The sequence below is a fragment of the Vibrio sp. 99K-1 genome (assembly GCF_013114585.1).
GTDB classification, from domain to species: Bacteria; Pseudomonadota; Gammaproteobacteria; order Enterobacterales; family Vibrionaceae; genus Vibrio; species Vibrio chagasii_B.
This window is the reverse complement of sequence record NZ_VTXF01000017.1, coordinates 161,757-178,156: the sequence shown is the minus strand read 5'-3', so window position 1 is coordinate 178,156 and position 16,400 is coordinate 161,757. Positions and strand designations below refer to the sequence as shown.

General features: G+C 44.4%; 16 protein-coding genes. 15 read left to right on the top strand and 1 reads right to left on the bottom strand.

What is annotated here, in order from left to right:
* The first annotated feature begins 140 nt into the window (after positions 1-140).
* The 14 genes from ruvB (at position 141) to F0228_RS14875 (ending at position 12,949) form a co-directional block, all read left to right on the top strand.
* Positions 141-1,157: a Holliday junction branch migration DNA helicase RuvB gene (ruvB, locus tag F0228_RS14940; RefSeq protein WP_008219931.1), complete on the top strand. Its 1,017-nt coding sequence runs from the start codon at positions 141-143 to the stop codon at positions 1,155-1,157.
* Positions 1,158-1,709: 552 nt separating this feature from the next.
* A complete protein-coding gene (gene cydA, locus F0228_RS14935; protein WP_061032863.1) occupies positions 1,710-3,296 on the top strand; it encodes a cytochrome ubiquinol oxidase subunit I in 1,587 nt (528 codons plus the stop codon).
* Positions 3,297-3,310: 14 nt separating this feature from the next.
* Positions 3,311-4,447, top strand: a complete 1,137-nt coding sequence (gene cydB / locus F0228_RS14930; RefSeq protein ID WP_008219929.1) for a cytochrome d ubiquinol oxidase subunit II — start codon at positions 3,311-3,313, stop codon at positions 4,445-4,447.
* Between the two features lie 31 nt (positions 4,448-4,478).
* Entirely contained in the window at positions 4,479-4,586 is a 108-nt protein-coding gene (gene cydX / locus F0228_RS14925; protein WP_000270284.1) for a cytochrome bd-I oxidase subunit CydX, read from the top strand.
* Positions 4,579-4,881 (top strand): cyd operon protein YbgE, encoded by a 303-nt coding sequence (ybgE, locus tag F0228_RS14920; RefSeq protein ID WP_032498481.1) that lies wholly within the window; start codon positions 4,579-4,581, stop codon positions 4,879-4,881. Before cydX ends, ybgE begins: the two co-directional genes overlap by 8 nt.
* A 175-nt stretch (positions 4,882-5,056) precedes the next feature.
* Positions 5,057-5,494 (top strand): tol-pal system-associated acyl-CoA thioesterase, encoded by a 438-nt coding sequence (gene ybgC, locus F0228_RS14915; protein ID WP_061032861.1) that lies wholly within the window; start codon positions 5,057-5,059, stop codon positions 5,492-5,494.
* Entirely contained in the window at positions 5,484-6,167 is a 684-nt protein-coding gene (gene tolQ / locus F0228_RS14910) for a protein TolQ (protein WP_008219926.1), read from the top strand. The genes ybgC and tolQ overlap by 11 nt, the downstream gene beginning before the upstream one ends.
* Positions 6,168-6,170: 3 nt before the next feature.
* A complete protein-coding gene (tolR, locus tag F0228_RS14905; RefSeq protein ID WP_004741086.1) occupies positions 6,171-6,614 on the top strand; it encodes a protein TolR in 444 nt (147 codons plus the stop codon).
* A 13-nt stretch (positions 6,615-6,627) separates the two neighbouring features.
* Positions 6,628-7,695, top strand: coding sequence for a cell envelope integrity protein TolA (gene tolA / locus F0228_RS14900; RefSeq protein ID WP_105057371.1), 1,068 nt, complete (start codon positions 6,628-6,630; stop codon positions 7,693-7,695).
* Between the two features lie 12 nt (positions 7,696-7,707).
* Positions 7,708-9,060: a Tol-Pal system beta propeller repeat protein TolB gene (gene tolB, locus F0228_RS14895; RefSeq protein WP_061032859.1), complete on the top strand. Its 1,353-nt coding sequence runs from the start codon at positions 7,708-7,710 to the stop codon at positions 9,058-9,060.
* Between the two features lie 111 nt (positions 9,061-9,171).
* Positions 9,172-9,714, top strand: a complete 543-nt coding sequence (gene pal / locus F0228_RS14890) for a peptidoglycan-associated lipoprotein Pal (RefSeq protein ID WP_004741083.1) — start codon at positions 9,172-9,174, stop codon at positions 9,712-9,714.
* A 33-nt stretch (positions 9,715-9,747) separates the two neighbouring features.
* Entirely contained in the window at positions 9,748-10,533 is a 786-nt protein-coding gene (ybgF, locus tag F0228_RS14885) for a tol-pal system protein YbgF (RefSeq protein ID WP_008219921.1), read from the top strand.
* Positions 10,534-10,679: 146 nt separating this feature from the next.
* Positions 10,680-11,741 (top strand): quinolinate synthase NadA, encoded by a 1,062-nt coding sequence (nadA, locus tag F0228_RS14880; protein WP_171730689.1) that lies wholly within the window; start codon positions 10,680-10,682, stop codon positions 11,739-11,741.
* Positions 11,742-11,917: 176 nt separating this feature from the next.
* Complete coding sequence (locus F0228_RS14875; RefSeq protein WP_008219919.1) at positions 11,918-12,949, top strand: potassium channel family protein; 1,032 nt, start codon at positions 11,918-11,920, stop codon at positions 12,947-12,949.
* A gap of 134 nt (positions 12,950-13,083) precedes the next feature.
* Here the strand turns inward: F0228_RS14875 and F0228_RS14870 are convergent, their stop codons facing one another.
* A complete protein-coding gene (locus F0228_RS14870) occupies positions 13,084-13,653 on the bottom strand; it encodes a UPF0149 family protein (protein ID WP_171730688.1) in 570 nt (189 codons plus the stop codon).
* Positions 13,654-13,824: 171 nt separating this feature from the next.
* On the opposite strand from F0228_RS14870, the gene F0228_RS14865 reads away from it, so the two are divergent.
* On the top strand, positions 13,825-16,308 hold the full coding sequence (locus F0228_RS14865) for a hybrid sensor histidine kinase/response regulator (RefSeq protein WP_171730687.1): 2,484 nt from the start codon (positions 13,825-13,827) through the stop codon (positions 16,306-16,308).
* Positions 16,309-16,400: the final 92 nt, after the last annotated feature.

Genomic DNA, 16,400 nt, shown 5'->3' with positions numbered 1-16,400 from the left:
GCTCAGTTATTGCATCGTGTTTATCTCTAGCGACTACTATCTCGTTAGAATATGCTTAGTATTCATTAGCTCGAATATTAGATAACGGCTAAGCAAGAATTAAAGAAAACAGAGTTAACACTCTCAAATTGGAACTCTCTATGATTGAAGCAGATCGCCTCATTGCTCCTGACAATCCGGTCTTTAAAGATGAAGATGTTATCGACCGTGCAATACGACCAAAGGCGTTAGCCGACTATCAAGGTCAGGACCACGTTCGTGACCAGATGGAGATTTTCATCAAAGCGGCGCAATTGCGTAATGAAGCACTTGATCATCTGTTGATATTTGGTCCTCCAGGCTTGGGTAAAACCACATTGGCGAATATTGTAGCCAATGAGATGGATGTAAACATTCGCACCACTTCTGGGCCGGTGTTAGAGAAAGCCGGCGACTTAGCGGCGCTGCTGACCAACCTTGAAGAAAATGATGTCCTATTCATTGATGAGATCCACCGCTTAAGCCCTGTGGTTGAAGAGGTGTTGTATCCAGCTATGGAAGATTACCAGTTGGACATCATGATTGGTGAAGGCCCTGCGGCGCGCTCTATCAAGATTGACTTGCCACCGTTCACTCTGATTGGTGCAACGACGCGTGCTGGTTCACTGACCTCTCCACTGCGTGACCGATTTGGTATTACTCAACGTCTCGAGTATTACAAAGTAGAAGACTTGCAAAACATCGTACAGCGCAGCGCTGACTGCCTTGGCCTTTCGATGGAAGCAGAAGGGGCGTTGGAAGTGGCTCGCCGAGCTCGTGGTACACCACGTATTGCAAACCGTTTACTGCGCCGCGTCCGTGATTATGCGGAAGTAAAAGGGGACGGACATATTTGCCCTGAGGTCGCAGACAGCGCACTGAACATGTTAGATGTTGATGCCAAAGGTTTTGACTATATGGACAGAAAGCTTCTATTGGCAATTATGGAGAAGTTTGGTGGCGGCCCAGTTGGTATCGACAATATGGCTGCAGCAATTGGTGAAGAGAAAGACACCATTGAAGATGTATTGGAGCCTTATCTAATACAGCAAGGTTATCTACAAAGAACACCAAGGGGCCGAATCGCGACTGATAGAGCCTATTTACACTTTGGGATAGACCTACCGTCTAATCGCTAAATTATTCATTTTTAAAGATCCCAGTTGCATAAGCGCTGGGATTTTTTGCATTTTACTGAATAACAACTCTTTGCGCGAGTCGCTATAAAGCTCAAATAGGGCTAATCAAAAATGAAAACTTTGATTTCAGCTTTGATTTGGCTAACAAAAATTGAAATAAGTTGTCATATTTCTTGTTAATACTTTATGGGTAGTTGTGACTTGAATGTTGATGGTGTGCTGAGGTTTTGTCACAGGTATCATGCACTGTTATTAAGACAAGCCGAATTGGTGTGATTTTAATCATATTTGTACAAAATTAACCCTATTTTGCACGAATAAATTTGATACAAATCAACGCAGGGTTCTCCCATAAACCTTTTGAAACATACTGATTTTACCAGTAATATTAGCGCCAGCTATATTAGCTCATGCTTAACAATAATCTAACTATAACGGTACGTTTTTGCTACAAATTTCAAGTTGTAATAACAATTCTACAAATTGTTTTAACATGGATTTTTGAGGTGAATAATCACACAAGTGTCATTCAGCCGACACAAAGGAGTTACCATGATTGATGTTGTTGATCTGTCGCGATTGCAGTTTGCATTTACAGCGATGTATCACTTCCTATTTGTTCCACTGACTTTAGGTATGGCATTTCTACTTGCCATCATGGAGTCTGTTTATGTAATGACTGGCAAGCAAATTTACAAGGACATGACCAAGTTCTGGGGTAAATTGTTTGGTATTAACTTTGCTCTTGGTGTAGCGACAGGCTTAACCATGGAGTTCCAGTTTGGTACTAACTGGTCTTACTATTCTCACTATGTTGGCGACATCTTTGGTGCTCCGCTAGCTATCGAAGCGCTTGTTGCATTCTTCCTAGAGTCTACTTTTGTTGGCCTTTTCTTCTTCGGTTGGGACAGACTGTCAAAGCGTCAACACTTAGCGGTAACTTGGTTAGTAGCACTTGGCTCTAACTTCTCTGCGCTTTGGATCTTGGTAGCAAACGGCTGGATGCAAAACCCAGTGGGTGCGGAATTTAACTTTGAAACCATGCGTATGGAAATGGTGAGCTTCGCTGAAGTTGTACTAAACCCGGTAGCGCAAGTTAAATTCGTACACACAGTAGCGTCTGGTTACACAACGGGTGCGATGTTCATCCTTGGTATCAGCTCATACTACATTCTTAAAGGTCGTGACCTTGCCTTTGCTCGTCGTTCTTTCGCGATTGCAGCATCTTTCGGTATGGCGGCGATCTTGTCAGTAATCGTACTAGGTGATGAATCTGGTTACGAGCTTGGTGAAGTTCAGAAAGTGAAGCTAGCTGCAGTAGAGGCAGAGTGGCACACGGAAGAAGCACCTGCAGCATTTACTGTTTTTGGTATTCCTAACCAAGAAACAATGGATACTGACTACGCAATAAAGATCCCTTACGTAATGGGTATCATTGCAACGCGTTCTCTTGATAAAGAAGTAACGGGTCTACGTGACCTACGTGATGACCACGTTGATCGTATCCGTACTGGTATGTACGCTTACGAGCTTCTAGAAAAATTACGTGCAGGCGATAAGTCTGAAGAAAACATGGCAGCGTTCGACGAAGTGAAAGGTGACCTAGGTTACGGTCTACTTCTTAAGCGCTACACAGACAACGTTGTTGATGCAACAGAAGACCAAATCCAAATGGCTGCGGATGATTCTATCCCAACAGTTTGGCCTCTATTCTGGTCATTCCGTCTGATGGTTGCTTGTGGCTTCATCATGCTGTTTGTATTCGGTGCGGCGTTTGTTCAAACGTGTCGTCAGAAGATCGAACAGAAACCATGGGTACTTAAAGCAGCACTATTCTCAATCCCACTACCTTGGATTGCGATTGAAGCAGGTTGGTTCGTTGCTGAATTTGGTCGTCAACCATGGGCGGTTGGTGAAATCCTACCGGTTAACGTTGCTGCATCAGCACTAACTATTGAACAGCTATGGACTTCTCTATTCGCTATCTTGGCACTGTACACAGTGTTCCTGATTGCAGAAGTTTACCTAATGCTGAAATTCGCACGTAAAGGTCCAAGTAGCTTGAAGACAGGCCGTTACCACTTCGAACAAAACGATAACTCTGTTGAAGACAAAGTTAGCCGTTCAGTTGAAGTATAAGTGAGGGAATATTAATGTTTGATTACGAAAGCTTACGACTTATTTGGTGGATCCTAATCGGTGTATTGCTGGTAGGTTTCGCAGTAACTGATGGCTTTGATATGGGTGTTGCAGCACTTTCACCGGTTATCGGTAAGAGTGACACTGAACGTCGTATCATGCTGAACACCATTGCCCCTCACTGGGATGGTAACCAAGTTTGGTTAATCACGGCTGGTGGTGCACTGTTCGCCGCTTGGCCACTGGTTTACGCAACGTCTTTCTCTGGCTTCTACTTTGCTATGTACGTGACTCTAGCAGCGCTTTGGCTACGTCCACTGGCTCTAGATTACCGTTCTAAGATTGAAGAGCCAAAATGGCGTAAAGCGTGGGACTACGCACTTTGCTTTAGTGGCACAGTTCCGCCAATCATCTTTGGTGTAGCATTTGGTAACCTTCTACAAGGTGTTCCATTTGACCTGAACGACCTAATGATGTCTAAGTACCACGGTACATTCTTCGCTCTGCTAAACCCGTTTGCATTGCTATGTGGTGTATTGGCTCTGATGTTGTTCGTGACGCAAGGCGCAACATGGCTACAAATGAAGACAACAGAAGCGCTGCACGCTCGTGCTCGTAACGTTGCTCAGATCACAGGCCTGATCTCAATTGTTCTATTTGTTATTGGTGGCTTCTGGGTTCAATCTATCGAAGGCTATGTAATTACAAGTACGATTGACACGTTCGCAGACTCTAACCCGCTAAACAAAGAAGTATCACTTCAAGTTGGCGCGTGGATGACAAACTTCGAGACGTACCCAGCAATGTGGGCAGCACCGATTCTTGGTGTGGTTATGCCACTGTTCGCTGTGATTGCATCTCGTCTTGAGCGCGGTGGTTTTGCTTTCTTATTCTCGAGCCTATCTAACGCTGGTGTTATCTTAACGGCTGGTTTTGCAATGTTCCCATTCGTAATGCCATCAAGCCTGAACCCTGACCATAGTTTGACTATGTGGGATTCAACAGCGAGTGAGCTGACACTTGGTCTAATGACTGCAGTTGCGGCGGTAATGGTTCCTGTGATTCTTGGCTACACAACTTGGACATACTACAAAATGTTCGGTCGCCTAGATAAGAAACACATCGAAGATAACGACGTTTCAGCTTACTAAGCTAGAAGTGAAATAACTTAGGAGAAATTTTATGTGGTATTTCGCATGGATTTTGGGTGTACTTCTAGCATGTGCATTCGGCATCATCAATGCTCTATGGCTTGAGCATTCTGAAATGATGGACAAAGACAGTGAGTAATCTCGCAGAACAAGTCGCTAAGCTGCATCGACCAATGGACAAGACTCTCTTAAGAGCTTTGTCCCTAATATTGGGTTTCATGCATGTTGGTTTAGTGATGTGGGATCCTGAAGCGTATGCAGCAAGCATCGGTGGATTTAACGCGATCATCGGGCCTATGTTTATTTGGGCAGTATGCTCAAGCATGGTTTACGGTGTTGGGTTTAAACCGAGAGCTTGGATGTGGCAACTACTGTTTAGCCCATACGTTTCACTCACCATTCTGCTCTACCTAACGGTGCTACGCCTTCTATAAAATAGGTGTGGTTTAGGTTCTCATTGAACGTGAGCCTTTGTACTTGTTGGGTTTTTAGTCAAAAAGAGGTCATCTTATACAGATGGCCTTTTTTTTCGTCTATTAAATCAAAAAATTCACAGCCATATACTATTAATGATAAGGAGTTAGGTTATAGTGATGTCTTTATCGATTTTTGGTTTGTGGTATCAATTTGCAGGGATTATCTAAGCCGTTTACGTGGCCAGTAACCGTATATTACGAAGACACCGACGCAGGTGGCGTGGTGTACCACTCGAATTATCTCAAGTTCTTCGAGCGTGCTCGAACTGAGATGCTGCGCTCAATTGGCGTTTCTCAACAAGTATTATTAGAACAAAACATCGGTTTTGTAGTCCGACATATGGATATTGATTTCATTCAAGGCGCACGTCTTGATGATTCTTTACAAGTCATTACAAATATTTACGAGTTAAAGCGAGCTACCTTGGTCTTCTGTCAAGAGATCGTAAATCCTGATGGCAAAGCATTGTGTAAAGCAATGGTTAAGGTAGCATGTATCGACAATCAAAAAATGAAACCCAAGGCAATGCCAACATTTATTCTTACGGAGCTAACGAATAGTGACTGCTGAAATCTCAATCTTAGGCCTAATTCTAGAAGCTAGTTTACTAGTGAAAATGGTCATGCTGACCCTTATGGGCATGTCTGTCGTTTCTTGGGCGATGATCATCAAGAGAAGTAAGGTACTATCTCAAGCTTCTAAACAAGCAGAAGTCTTCGAAGATAAATTCTGGTCTGGTGTTGATCTGGCTAAGTTGTACCAAGAGAGCAACAAGCGCAAAGACGAGCTTTCTGGAACAGAAGAAATTTTTTATGCAGGCTTTACTGAATTTGCTCGCCTTCGTAAATCAAACGCAACGTCTCCTGACTTCATCATGGAAGGCACTGGTCGTGCAATGCGCGTAGCAGTGGCTCGTGAAGTGGATGAGTTAGAAACCAACTTACCTTTCTTAGCAACCGTTGGCTCAATTAGCCCATACATCGGCCTGTTCGGTACCGTTTGGGGTATTATGCACTCATTCATCGCGTTAGGTGAAGTAAAGCAAGCAACACTCGCTATGGTAGCACCAGGTATTGCAGAAGCGCTTATCGCAACAGCGATGGGTCTATTTGCGGCGATTCCAGCTGTAATGGCATACAACCGCTTTAGTAGCAGTGTTGGTAAGCTAGAACATAACTACGCGACTTTCTCTGAAGAGTTCCACAGCATTCTTCACCGTCAAGCGATGGCTGGCAGGGAATAATAGATGGCTGGATACCAACCTAAAAAACGTAAAATGACAGCTGAGATTAACGTTGTACCTTATATCGACGTTATGCTCGTACTGCTGATCATTTTTATGGTGACGTCACCGTTTGTTACTCAAGGTGTAGATGTTGAACTGCCTCAGGCTTCAACCGCTAAGTCAGCGCAAGATTTATTAGGCGACGACAATGCGAGTTTCATTATCGTTGAAGTGAACAAAGATGGTGAGCTTGGCCTAAGCGTCAACGACGAAGAGGTGCAGCGTGGCTTGTCATTGGAAGACATTATCGTTCGAGTAAAAGCTGAACTGTCTTTGAAACCGAATTCTCCAGTGGCGGTGGGCGGCGATGCTGCTACTCCTTACGCTGAAGTGGTTTTGTTACTTGATGAATTAAGCCGTGCAGGTGTGCCAAAGGTTGGCCTTTTAACGGATATAAGGGAATAGCTCCGTAGCATTCATGAAAGCGAATAATAAAAAATCCAATAGTTTCAAAAAGCCGCTTCTAATTTCACTTGGGCTGCACGTTGTCTTATTCGTTGCTCTCATTTGGGGAGCGGACTTTACTATGTCTGAACCAAAACCTACGGGGCAGATGGTTCAGGCTGTCGTTATCGACCCTCAATTGGTTCGTCAACAAGCTCAACAAATCCGTCAACAACGTGAAGCGGCGAGTAAGAAAGAGCAAGAGCGCCTAGACAAGCTTCGACGCGAAAGTGAAAGGCTAGAAAAGAATCGTAAGGCTGAAGAAGAAAACATCCGTAAGCTAAAAGAGCAACAAGCGAAGGATGCGAAAGCCGCACGAGAAGCAGAAAAGCGACGTGTCGAAAACGAGAAAAAACGCAAAGCTGAACAAGCGCGTTTAGAGCAAGAGAAGAAGAAAGCTGCTAAAGCAGAAGCTGACCGCAAGTTAAAAGAGGCGGCTCTAGTGAAAGCCGAGAATGAGCGTAAAGCGAAAGAAGCAGCGATTGCAAAAGCGGAACAAGAACGCGTGGCAAAAGAAAAAGCCGCACAAGAGGCCGCTGAAAAAGCTCGTAAAGAAAAAGAAGCCGCTGAACGTGCTGAGAAGCAGCGTATAGCGAAAGAGAAAGAAGCCGCCGCTGCAGCTGAGAAAGCGCGTAAAGCAAAAGAGGCGGCAGCTAGAGCTGAGAAGGAGCGCAAACAGCAAGAAGCTGCACTGAACGACATCTTTGCAGGGCTTGAAACTGAAGCGACTCAAAACTCTTCAGCAAGACAACAATTTATTAGTGATGAAGCGCAGCGTTACGGTGCAATTTACACCCAATTGATTCAACAAAACCTATTGTTAGAAGACAGCTACCGAGGTCGCTCATGCCGAGTCAACCTCAAGCTTATTCCAACAGGATCAAACGCTATCTTGGGTAGCCTAAGCATATTGGATGGCGATAGCCGCTTATGTGCAGCAACCAAGCGTGCGGTGGCACAGGTACAATCTTACCCACTGCCTAAAGACCCAGACATTGTGAAGTCACTAAAAGACATTAATTTAACGGTATCACCAGAGTAAAAGGACGAACTTGTGTTAAAGAAACTATTACTGAGTTTTGTTTTTGTAATAGCGACAAGCAGCCAGTTTGCACATGCAGCACTGGAGCTAGTTATTACAGACGGTATTAACTCTGCACGACCTATTGCTATCGTACCTTTCCGCTGGGAAGGTGCTGAACCACTACCACACGATGTGTCAGCGGTTATCGCTTCTGACTTACAGCGTAGTGGTAAATTCAGCCCAGTTGCGACAAGCAAAATGCCTCAAACGCCTTACAGTGAAACAGAGGTAAACTTTGACGCTTGGACAAACCTAGGTGTTGATTCACTATTAACAGGTAGCATCACGAAGAACGCCGAAGGGCAGTACGTGGTGAATTACCAACTGATCGATATTGTTCGTGGTCAGCTGACGAAAGGACAAAGCCGAGCGTTAAGCGATGAAGGTCAATTGGTGCTTTCTAAAGATCACGTGTTGTTCAACAAGAAAGCGACCGTACCAGGTAAGCGCTTAAGAGAGTACGCACACCGTATCTCTGACTTGGTTTATGAAGAGCTAACAGGTGAAAAAGGCGCGTTTCTAACACGTATCTCTTACGTTGTTGTGAATGACAAAGACAAATACCCGTACCAGCTTCGCGTAGCAGACTACGATGGTTTCAATGAGCGCCTAGTACTTCGCTCTAAGCAGCCTCTAATGTCGCCGGCATGGTCACCAGACGGTAAAAAGCTTGCGTACGTAAGCTTCCAGAACGGCCAAGCTGAAATCTTCATCATGAATATTTACACGGGTGAGCGTGAGAAGGTGACGTCATACCCACGTCATAATGGTGCGCCAAGATTCTCTCCTGACGGTAAAAAGCTAGCGCTAGTATTGTCGAAAACGGGCAGTCTTCAGGTGTACACACTTGACCTCGCAACCCGTAAACTGACTCAAATTACCCGCGGCCGTTCGAATAATACCGAACCATTCTGGCATCCAGATGGCAAGTCTCTTATTTTTACGTCTGATCGTGGTGGTAAACCTCAGATATATAATGTAAATTTGTCCAATAATTCGACTTCTCGTATTACTTGGCAAGGTAGCCAAAACTTAGGTGGCCAGATTACCCCTGACGGACGATTCCTGATAATGGTAAATCGCAGCAACTCAGGTTTTAACTTGGCTAAACAAGATTTGGAAACCGGTGCGGTTCAAGTACTAACAAAAACATTGTTAGATGAATCTCCAAGTATTGCGCCAAATGGAGGTATGGTTATCTATAGCTCTATTTACAACAAGACGAACGTACTATCGATGGTGTCTATCGATGGTCGCTTTAAAGCTAGATTACCGGCTACCAACGGACGCGTAAGAGCGCCGGCATGGTCACCGTTCCTCTAGGAAAAGTCACAGATTCTTTTAGCTATTGATAGTGTTAACTATTGTGGCATTAACTATCTATAGCACTTAGTCGGCTGTAGAAACTAAGTTTGATAACGTAAGGAAAAAACGATGCAACTTAATAAAGTTCTTAAAGGCTTGATGATTGCACTACCAGTGATGGCAGTAACGGCATGTAGCTCAACTGATGAAGCAACATCTGCAACTTCTGGTACTGAAAGCAACCAAACAACTTCTGGTTCAGAAGGCAACGTAGATACAACTGTTGTAACGCCAATTGACGCTAACGGTCAACTGTCTGAGCAAGAGCTTAAAGAGCAAGCACTACGTGAAACTCAAACAATCTACTTCGCATTCGATAACTCTACTATCGCTGGCGACTACGAAGAAATGCTAGCAGCTCACGCAGCTTACCTAGTTAAGAACGTAGACATGAAAGTAACTATCGAAGGTCACGCTGATGAGCGCGGTACTCCTGAGTACAACATCGCACTTGGCGAGCGTCGTGCACAAGCTGTAGCAAAATACCTACAAGCTCTAGGTGTTCAAGCTGACCAAATCTCTATCGTAAGCTACGGTGAAGAGAAGCCACTTCTTCTAGGTCAATCTGAAGATGTGTACGCTAAAAACCGTCGCGCAGTACTAGTTTACTAATCTTAGTAAGCTATTTAATTGAGGAATTGCCTCATGTTCAGTAACACAAAGCGAGTTATTTTGCTTTCGTTACTGGCAAGTGCAGCGAACACTGCGTTCGCTGCACCAGCTCCAGTATCCGATCTCAATAGCACCGCAACCAATTCAACTTCTTCTTCCTCTCGATCAGCATCTAACGAATCAGATATTGAGCGTTTAGAGCGCCTGCTTCAAAATCGCAATCTTGTTCAGCTTCAAATGCAACAGCAAATCGACGACATGGCACTGGAAATCAGTGAACTTCGTGGTGAGCTAGAACGCAACAGTTACGATATGAAACAAATGCTAGAGCGCCAACGTGAACTCTTTATCGAGCTTGATCGCGTAAGAGGTGAGGTGAAAGCAGCAGGTACCGCAACAGTAGCAGTAGCCGCGAGCGAAGGCTCTAAAGAAGCTTCTGGTACGTTCAGTACTGATGTCGATGAGCAGACTGCTTATCAAAATGCTGTAGACATGATTCTCAAGCAACGAGACTACACGGGTGCAATTGCTGCATTCCAGAAGTTTCAAAAAGACTTCCCAGATTCTACCTTCACACCTAATTCTCATTACTGGTTAGGTCAGCTTTATTTTGCTAAGAAGCAAGATAAAGAAGCCGTGAAGAGCTTTGCCGCTGTTGTGTCGTACAAAGACTCAAACAAGCGAGCGGACGCACTGGTTAAGCTTGGTGACATAGCAGCGCGCAACAATAATGCGCCGCAAGCTAAGAAATATTACCAACAAGTCGTTACCGAGTACCCAAATAGTGCTTCGGCTAAAGTGGCGCAAACCCACTTATAAAACCAAATGGAGGTGCTAAGGCGCCTCTTTTTTATGCCTGTTTCAATATCTAACTGTACTTGCTTACAACCAATCCTTTTTGATCCTCATCGCTGTCCTGTGTAGAATACTCGGATTCTCGGAAGAAGTTGCGTAGAGCAAGAGCAATGAGTCATATACTAGATAAAATCGATACAGTTTACCCGTTTCCGCCTAAGCCAGTTCCATTGAGCGATGCTCAGAAACAGGCCCACATCGCAAACATCAAAAAACTACTTCAAGAAAAAGATGCAGTTCTAATTGCACACTACTACACAGATCCTGAAATTCAGGCTCTGGCAGAAGAAACTGGTGGTTTCGTTGGCGATTCATTAGAAATGGCTAAATTCGGTAACCGTCACTCAGCAAGCACTTTGATCATCGCAGGTGTTCGTTTCATGGGTGAGTCTGCAAAGATCCTTACTCCTGAAAAACGCATTCTCATGCCAACGCTTGAAGCAGAATGTTCACTTGACCTTGGCTGTCCTGCTGATAAATTCACAGAATTTTGTGATGCTCATCCTGACCACACTGTCGTTGTATACGCGAACACCTCTGCGGCTGTTAAAGCTCGTGCAGATTGGGTGGTGACGTCGAGCATTGCTCTAGAAATCGTTGAAAGCCTAGACGCTGAAGACAAACCAATTATTTGGGGCCCTGACCGCCACTTAGGTTCTTATATCGCGAATCAAACCGGCGCTGACATGTTGCTTTGGCAAGGTGAGTGTATCGTTCATGATGAGTTCTCTGCTGATGCATTGAAGAAAATGAAGTCGGTATACCCTGAAGCTGCAATTCTTGTGCACCCAGAGTCTCCAGCAAGCGTTGTTGAGCTGGCTGATGCCGTTGGTTCTACTAGCCAATTAATCAAGAAAGCGAAAGAGCTGCCTCATCCACAGATGATTGTCGCGACAGACAAAGGCATTTTCTTCAAGATGCAACAACTGGTTCCTGAAAAAGAGCTGATTGAAGCACCAACGGCTGGTGCTGGTGCAACTTGTCGTAGCTGTGCACACTGCCCTTGGATGGCGATGAATGGCCTTGAAGCGATTGAAAATGCGCTTGAGAATGGCGGTGAGCAACACGAAATCTTCGTTTCTGACGAGCTACGTGTTAAATCGCTTATCCCATTGAACCGTATGCTAGATTTCGCAGAGCAGCTAAACATGCAGGTAAAAGGCAACGCTTAAGCGGCTTATTTATCTGACTAAATTAAAAACCAGCCTATAGTGCTGGTTTTTTTGTGCCCAAAGATAAGCTGATAAATATCAATCTTGTGAGCATGTATCTTTTTCTGATGATTCATCTTGTTGATATCGTGTATTTTTTCTAGCATATAAGTAAGATCGAAGGATTCGAGGCTCGAATGATAATCTGGTTACAACTCAAACGTTGGGTCAAAGCAAATATCTTTGTTTTGAATGGAAAAAACTTACTATTCACCTTCTTAGGCTACGTATTTCTGTCATGGTCGAGTTTGTATCTAGCGGGTGAAACAGCTCTAACTGGCTCGTTTACCACGTTCGCCTATTACTTAGTGGTGACCGCTTCAACAGTAGGGTACGGCGACTTATCACCTACGACAGAAGCAGGGCAATGGATCGTTATACTGTTTGTTATTCCGGGTGGACTGAGTCTTTTCGCGGCCTTACTCGGCAAGGTAGCGACAGAAGGTGTTGAATATTGGCGAGCGGGCTTGCTAGGAAAAAGGAGAGTTAGAGTGGACAACCACATTTTGATGCTTGGATGGAATGAGCAAAGAACTATTCACCTCATTCGTATGTTGCAGCACGAAGAAACGGGCAGGCGACCAATTGTGTTATGTACTCGTTCAGATATTGAGAACCCGTTACCCGGCGAAATTAATTTCGTTAAAGTAAACAGCTACACAGATGGCAAAGAGATGGAAAAGACGGGTATTGAGTCAGCCAGTTGTATTCTGATTGATAACCCAGAAGATGATATTACCTTATCTGCCGCTCTTTACTGTGCCAACCGAAATCCAGAAGCACATCTGTTGGTTTACTTTAAAGATGAAGCATTGAGTGACTTGCTACATAAACATTGCCCGAACTCCGAATGTATTCCGGCAGTAGGCGCAGAGATGCTTGCAAAAGCTGCTGTTGATCCCGGTTCCAGTGCACTGCACCAAGAACTACTCAGCTCGACACGTGGCATGACACAGTATTCGACTTATTACCCTCAAGACGCTGAGCCTGTGACCGTTGCGCCGATTTTCTCTGTGTTTAAAGAGAAGTATCAAGCGACCTTGATTGCGATAGACTCCGGAAATGGTATTGAGCTCAACCCAGAATTGGATCAAGTTGTCAGCAGTGGTACTAAGCTGTTTTATATTGCCGACGAGCGTATTGATGACTTTGATTGGAAAGGCTTTTAAGTAACAAATCTTTTTGATGTGAGCGCTCTTCTATATATTTGGACTTTTTCGTGTTACTTAGCATGCTCGAATTAAAAAAGGCCTCATCGTGAGGCCTTTTGTTGTTTAGTTAAGTGCTTTTGTTGAATACTTTTTTATTGAGCTTCAGCCAGAGCAATACCACGCTGAGTCAGGCCGCAAAGCATTACAGGAACCGCATTGAAGATCTCTTCAAACTGCTCTAAACCTTCAATGCCTTGTTCTGCAAGCGTAGCGATTGAAGTTTCTGGATCGTAAAGCATGCTAAGAGAAAGTAGAACGCCGCCTACAAGCGCGTTGTCTTCGCTATCTTCAGGCATTAGCGTTTCCCAATCATCACGGGCAATCTGCCAGCCTTGAAGTAAGCCTTCACAGAAATCACGAGCAGCAGTGTTAACCACTTCCTCTTCGTCTAATTGACAAGCTTCAGGCCAAGCCCAAGTGCCTTCGATTAATTCTGGACGAGTTTTGTTCCAAAGCGCAATGATCACTTCAATGTAGCTTTCAAGTTGCTCGCCATCAGTGAAAGGAGCAACTTCTTCGCCACCCCAAAGGAACGGTAGCCACTCATGCGGGGTTAACACATTAGGCGCTGCAGCCATTGCAGTGACAAAGCCTATGGTTTTGTGTTCTGTGATTAGCTTTCCTTCCAACTCTGGAAGCGCAAGAATATCTTGTAAAGTCAAAGTGAGGTACCGTAAAAGGGAACATATTTGCGCTTATAGTACCAATGAACTTGTGCCAATCAAGCTTCAATCTAAAAAGGCTTGATGTCGTTGATGATAAACACTAGGTTTAACAGAAAAGAAAACAATAAAAGAATTATGCAGATACGGTCGTCCTTAAAGAAAAAAAGCATGGTAGCGCTTGGGTTATACCTTGCAATGTTTATTGCTATTGTCGGTAGTGTGACGTATTACGTCGTAGAATCCCCCGTGCGCGCCAAACTGCAGCAAAACCTCGACCTACGTACGCAATTGCTGTCTTCGTTGATTACAGAGCCACTCAGCAGCTCTCAAGGCTTTGTTGATAGTTTAGTTGGCTTTGCTCAGGCGCATCGTAAAGGCGAAGATGTTATCCCGCTGTTCAAGTCGATGTTAGCCGCGAGTGACGACACAATCGTCAGTGCTGGTATTTGGCCTGAACCTTACACGCTCGATCCTGATAAGTTGCTGAACAGTTACTTCTTCAACAAAGCTGACGATGGCACCATCGACCAACTGTTTTCTTACAACAATCCTAAAAATGCCCCTTATCACGAAGAATACTGGTATACCTCAGTGGTCGATGAACCGCAGGGAACCATCTCATGGAGTGATGTCTACATCGATCCATACACGCACGTTCGAATGATCACGGCGTCTTCGCCTTATTACTACGATGGCACCTTTGCGGGTATCGCGACGGTGGACCTCTCTTTGGAAGAGTTACTGGGTTTTATTAAGAACCATGCAGAAGAGTACAATCTTGGTATTACCTTGAGAGACAAGCTAAACCAAGTCTTGGTTTCTCATAACTTTAATCTCGTTGAAGGGATCTACATTAGTAGCAATCAATTCGGTGAATTTGGCTGGCAAGTCGATGTCGTTAACTCTAAATCGCGGGTAGCAGACGAAGTGTTTCGTCAGGTGATGAGTATCGAGGGAGGTATTGTGCCCTTGTTGCTACTCTGTGTTATGGCGGGTTACTACTTACTTAACCGTTATTTAATCACTCCAATCACTAACATAGCCACTCAGGTTAACAGTTCAAAAGCCGGTGAGGTGATTGACGTTGATTATTCAAGTCATGATGAGATCGGCCACTTAATCAAAACTTTCAATGAGAAGACGGTATATCTCGAAGCAGAAAAAGTGAAAGCGCAAGCATCAACCAATGCAAAGACCGCTTTCCTTGCGACCCTGTCACACGAAATTCGTACCCCAATGAATGGTGTCTTGGGTACTGCACAAATTCTGCTGAAAACCCCGCTCAATGCTGAGCAAGAGAAGCACTTAAAGAGTCTGTATGAATCAGGCGATCACATGATGACCTTGCTGAACGAAATCTTGGACTTTTCAAAGATTGAGCAGGGTCGGTTAGACCTTGATGAGACGCGTTTCCCGCTGGATTCGATCATCGGCAGTATCAACAGTGTTTACTACACATTGTCTTCAGAGAAAGGGCTTCAATTTAAGGTCTATTCGGAAGTGCCTTCCGGTCGTTGGTACTTTTCTGACAAAGCTCGCTTGCGTCAAATCCTATTTAATCTCTTAAATAATGCGGTGAAGTTCACCTCACGCGGTTTTGTTGAGGTTTACCTTAAAGAGATGGTCGAGGGCAGCGATACTTACCTCAGCATCCGAGTTCGTGATACCGGCATCGGTATATCGAAAGAGGCGCAAAAGCGTATTTTTAAACCGTTTGAACAAGCGGAGTCTTCGACGACAAGACGTTTTGGTGGTACAGGGCTTGGCCTAGCCATTGTGAAGAAAATCACTCAACTTATGGATGGCAACATTACCGTCACCAGTGAGGAGGGGATAGGCACTAGCTTTGATGTACGTTTGAAAATTCAACCTTGTCAGCCTGGTGAAATAGAGAGCCTGCCACACAAGAAGTTAGATTATTCTGGTTTGAAGGTGCTGATCGTTGAAGACAATCGAACCAACACGGTAATCATTGAGACCTTTATGAATAGCAAGGGCTTTACTTGCAAGAGCGTTGAAAATGGTGAACTGGCGATACAGGCGCTTGTTGCTGAACGATTTGACCTCGTGTTGATGGATAACCACATGCCAGTCATGGACGGCGTAGAATCAACAACAGCCATTCGAGCGCTAATTGGTGAAGTGTCTTCAGTATTGATATTTGGTTGTACGGCTGATGTCTTTAAAGAGACTCGTGAGCGTATGCTTGGGGCTGGAGTAGATTATATTATCGCTAAGCCGATTGATGAGCGTGAACTTGATGATGCCCTGTTCCGTTACTCTAATAAGTTGTATCAATATCATGAAACCAAAAGCCAGAATGAGAAAGGGCCTTTAGTTAAGCCTTTGAGCTTAAACAGTCTCGATGCGAACCTTCATAAGAATAAGAGCCCAAGCCGCTCACTACCGAAACCTGATCTGCGTAACAAGGACAATACCGAAGAGCTACTCGTGACACTCTATGTCGCGTTAGAAGACAATAATCTAGACCTGATTCAGTCTGCGTTAGAAAGCCTACGTAAGCAGGTCGAACCTATGGACAATGCTGAGCTTTCTTTTCAAGTCGATAAAGCGTTAGAACAGGTTTCTTTGGGCGCTCCGCCGACTCAAGATGTTATCAACATAATTACCGTGAACCTTCCCATGGCATAATTGTTGTTTAATTACGGAAAGTTAATAACGAATCGCCTATATTTTGACCTTTATGTAATTTCCTGGTTGAAGTGACTGGTTTTTAAATGGTT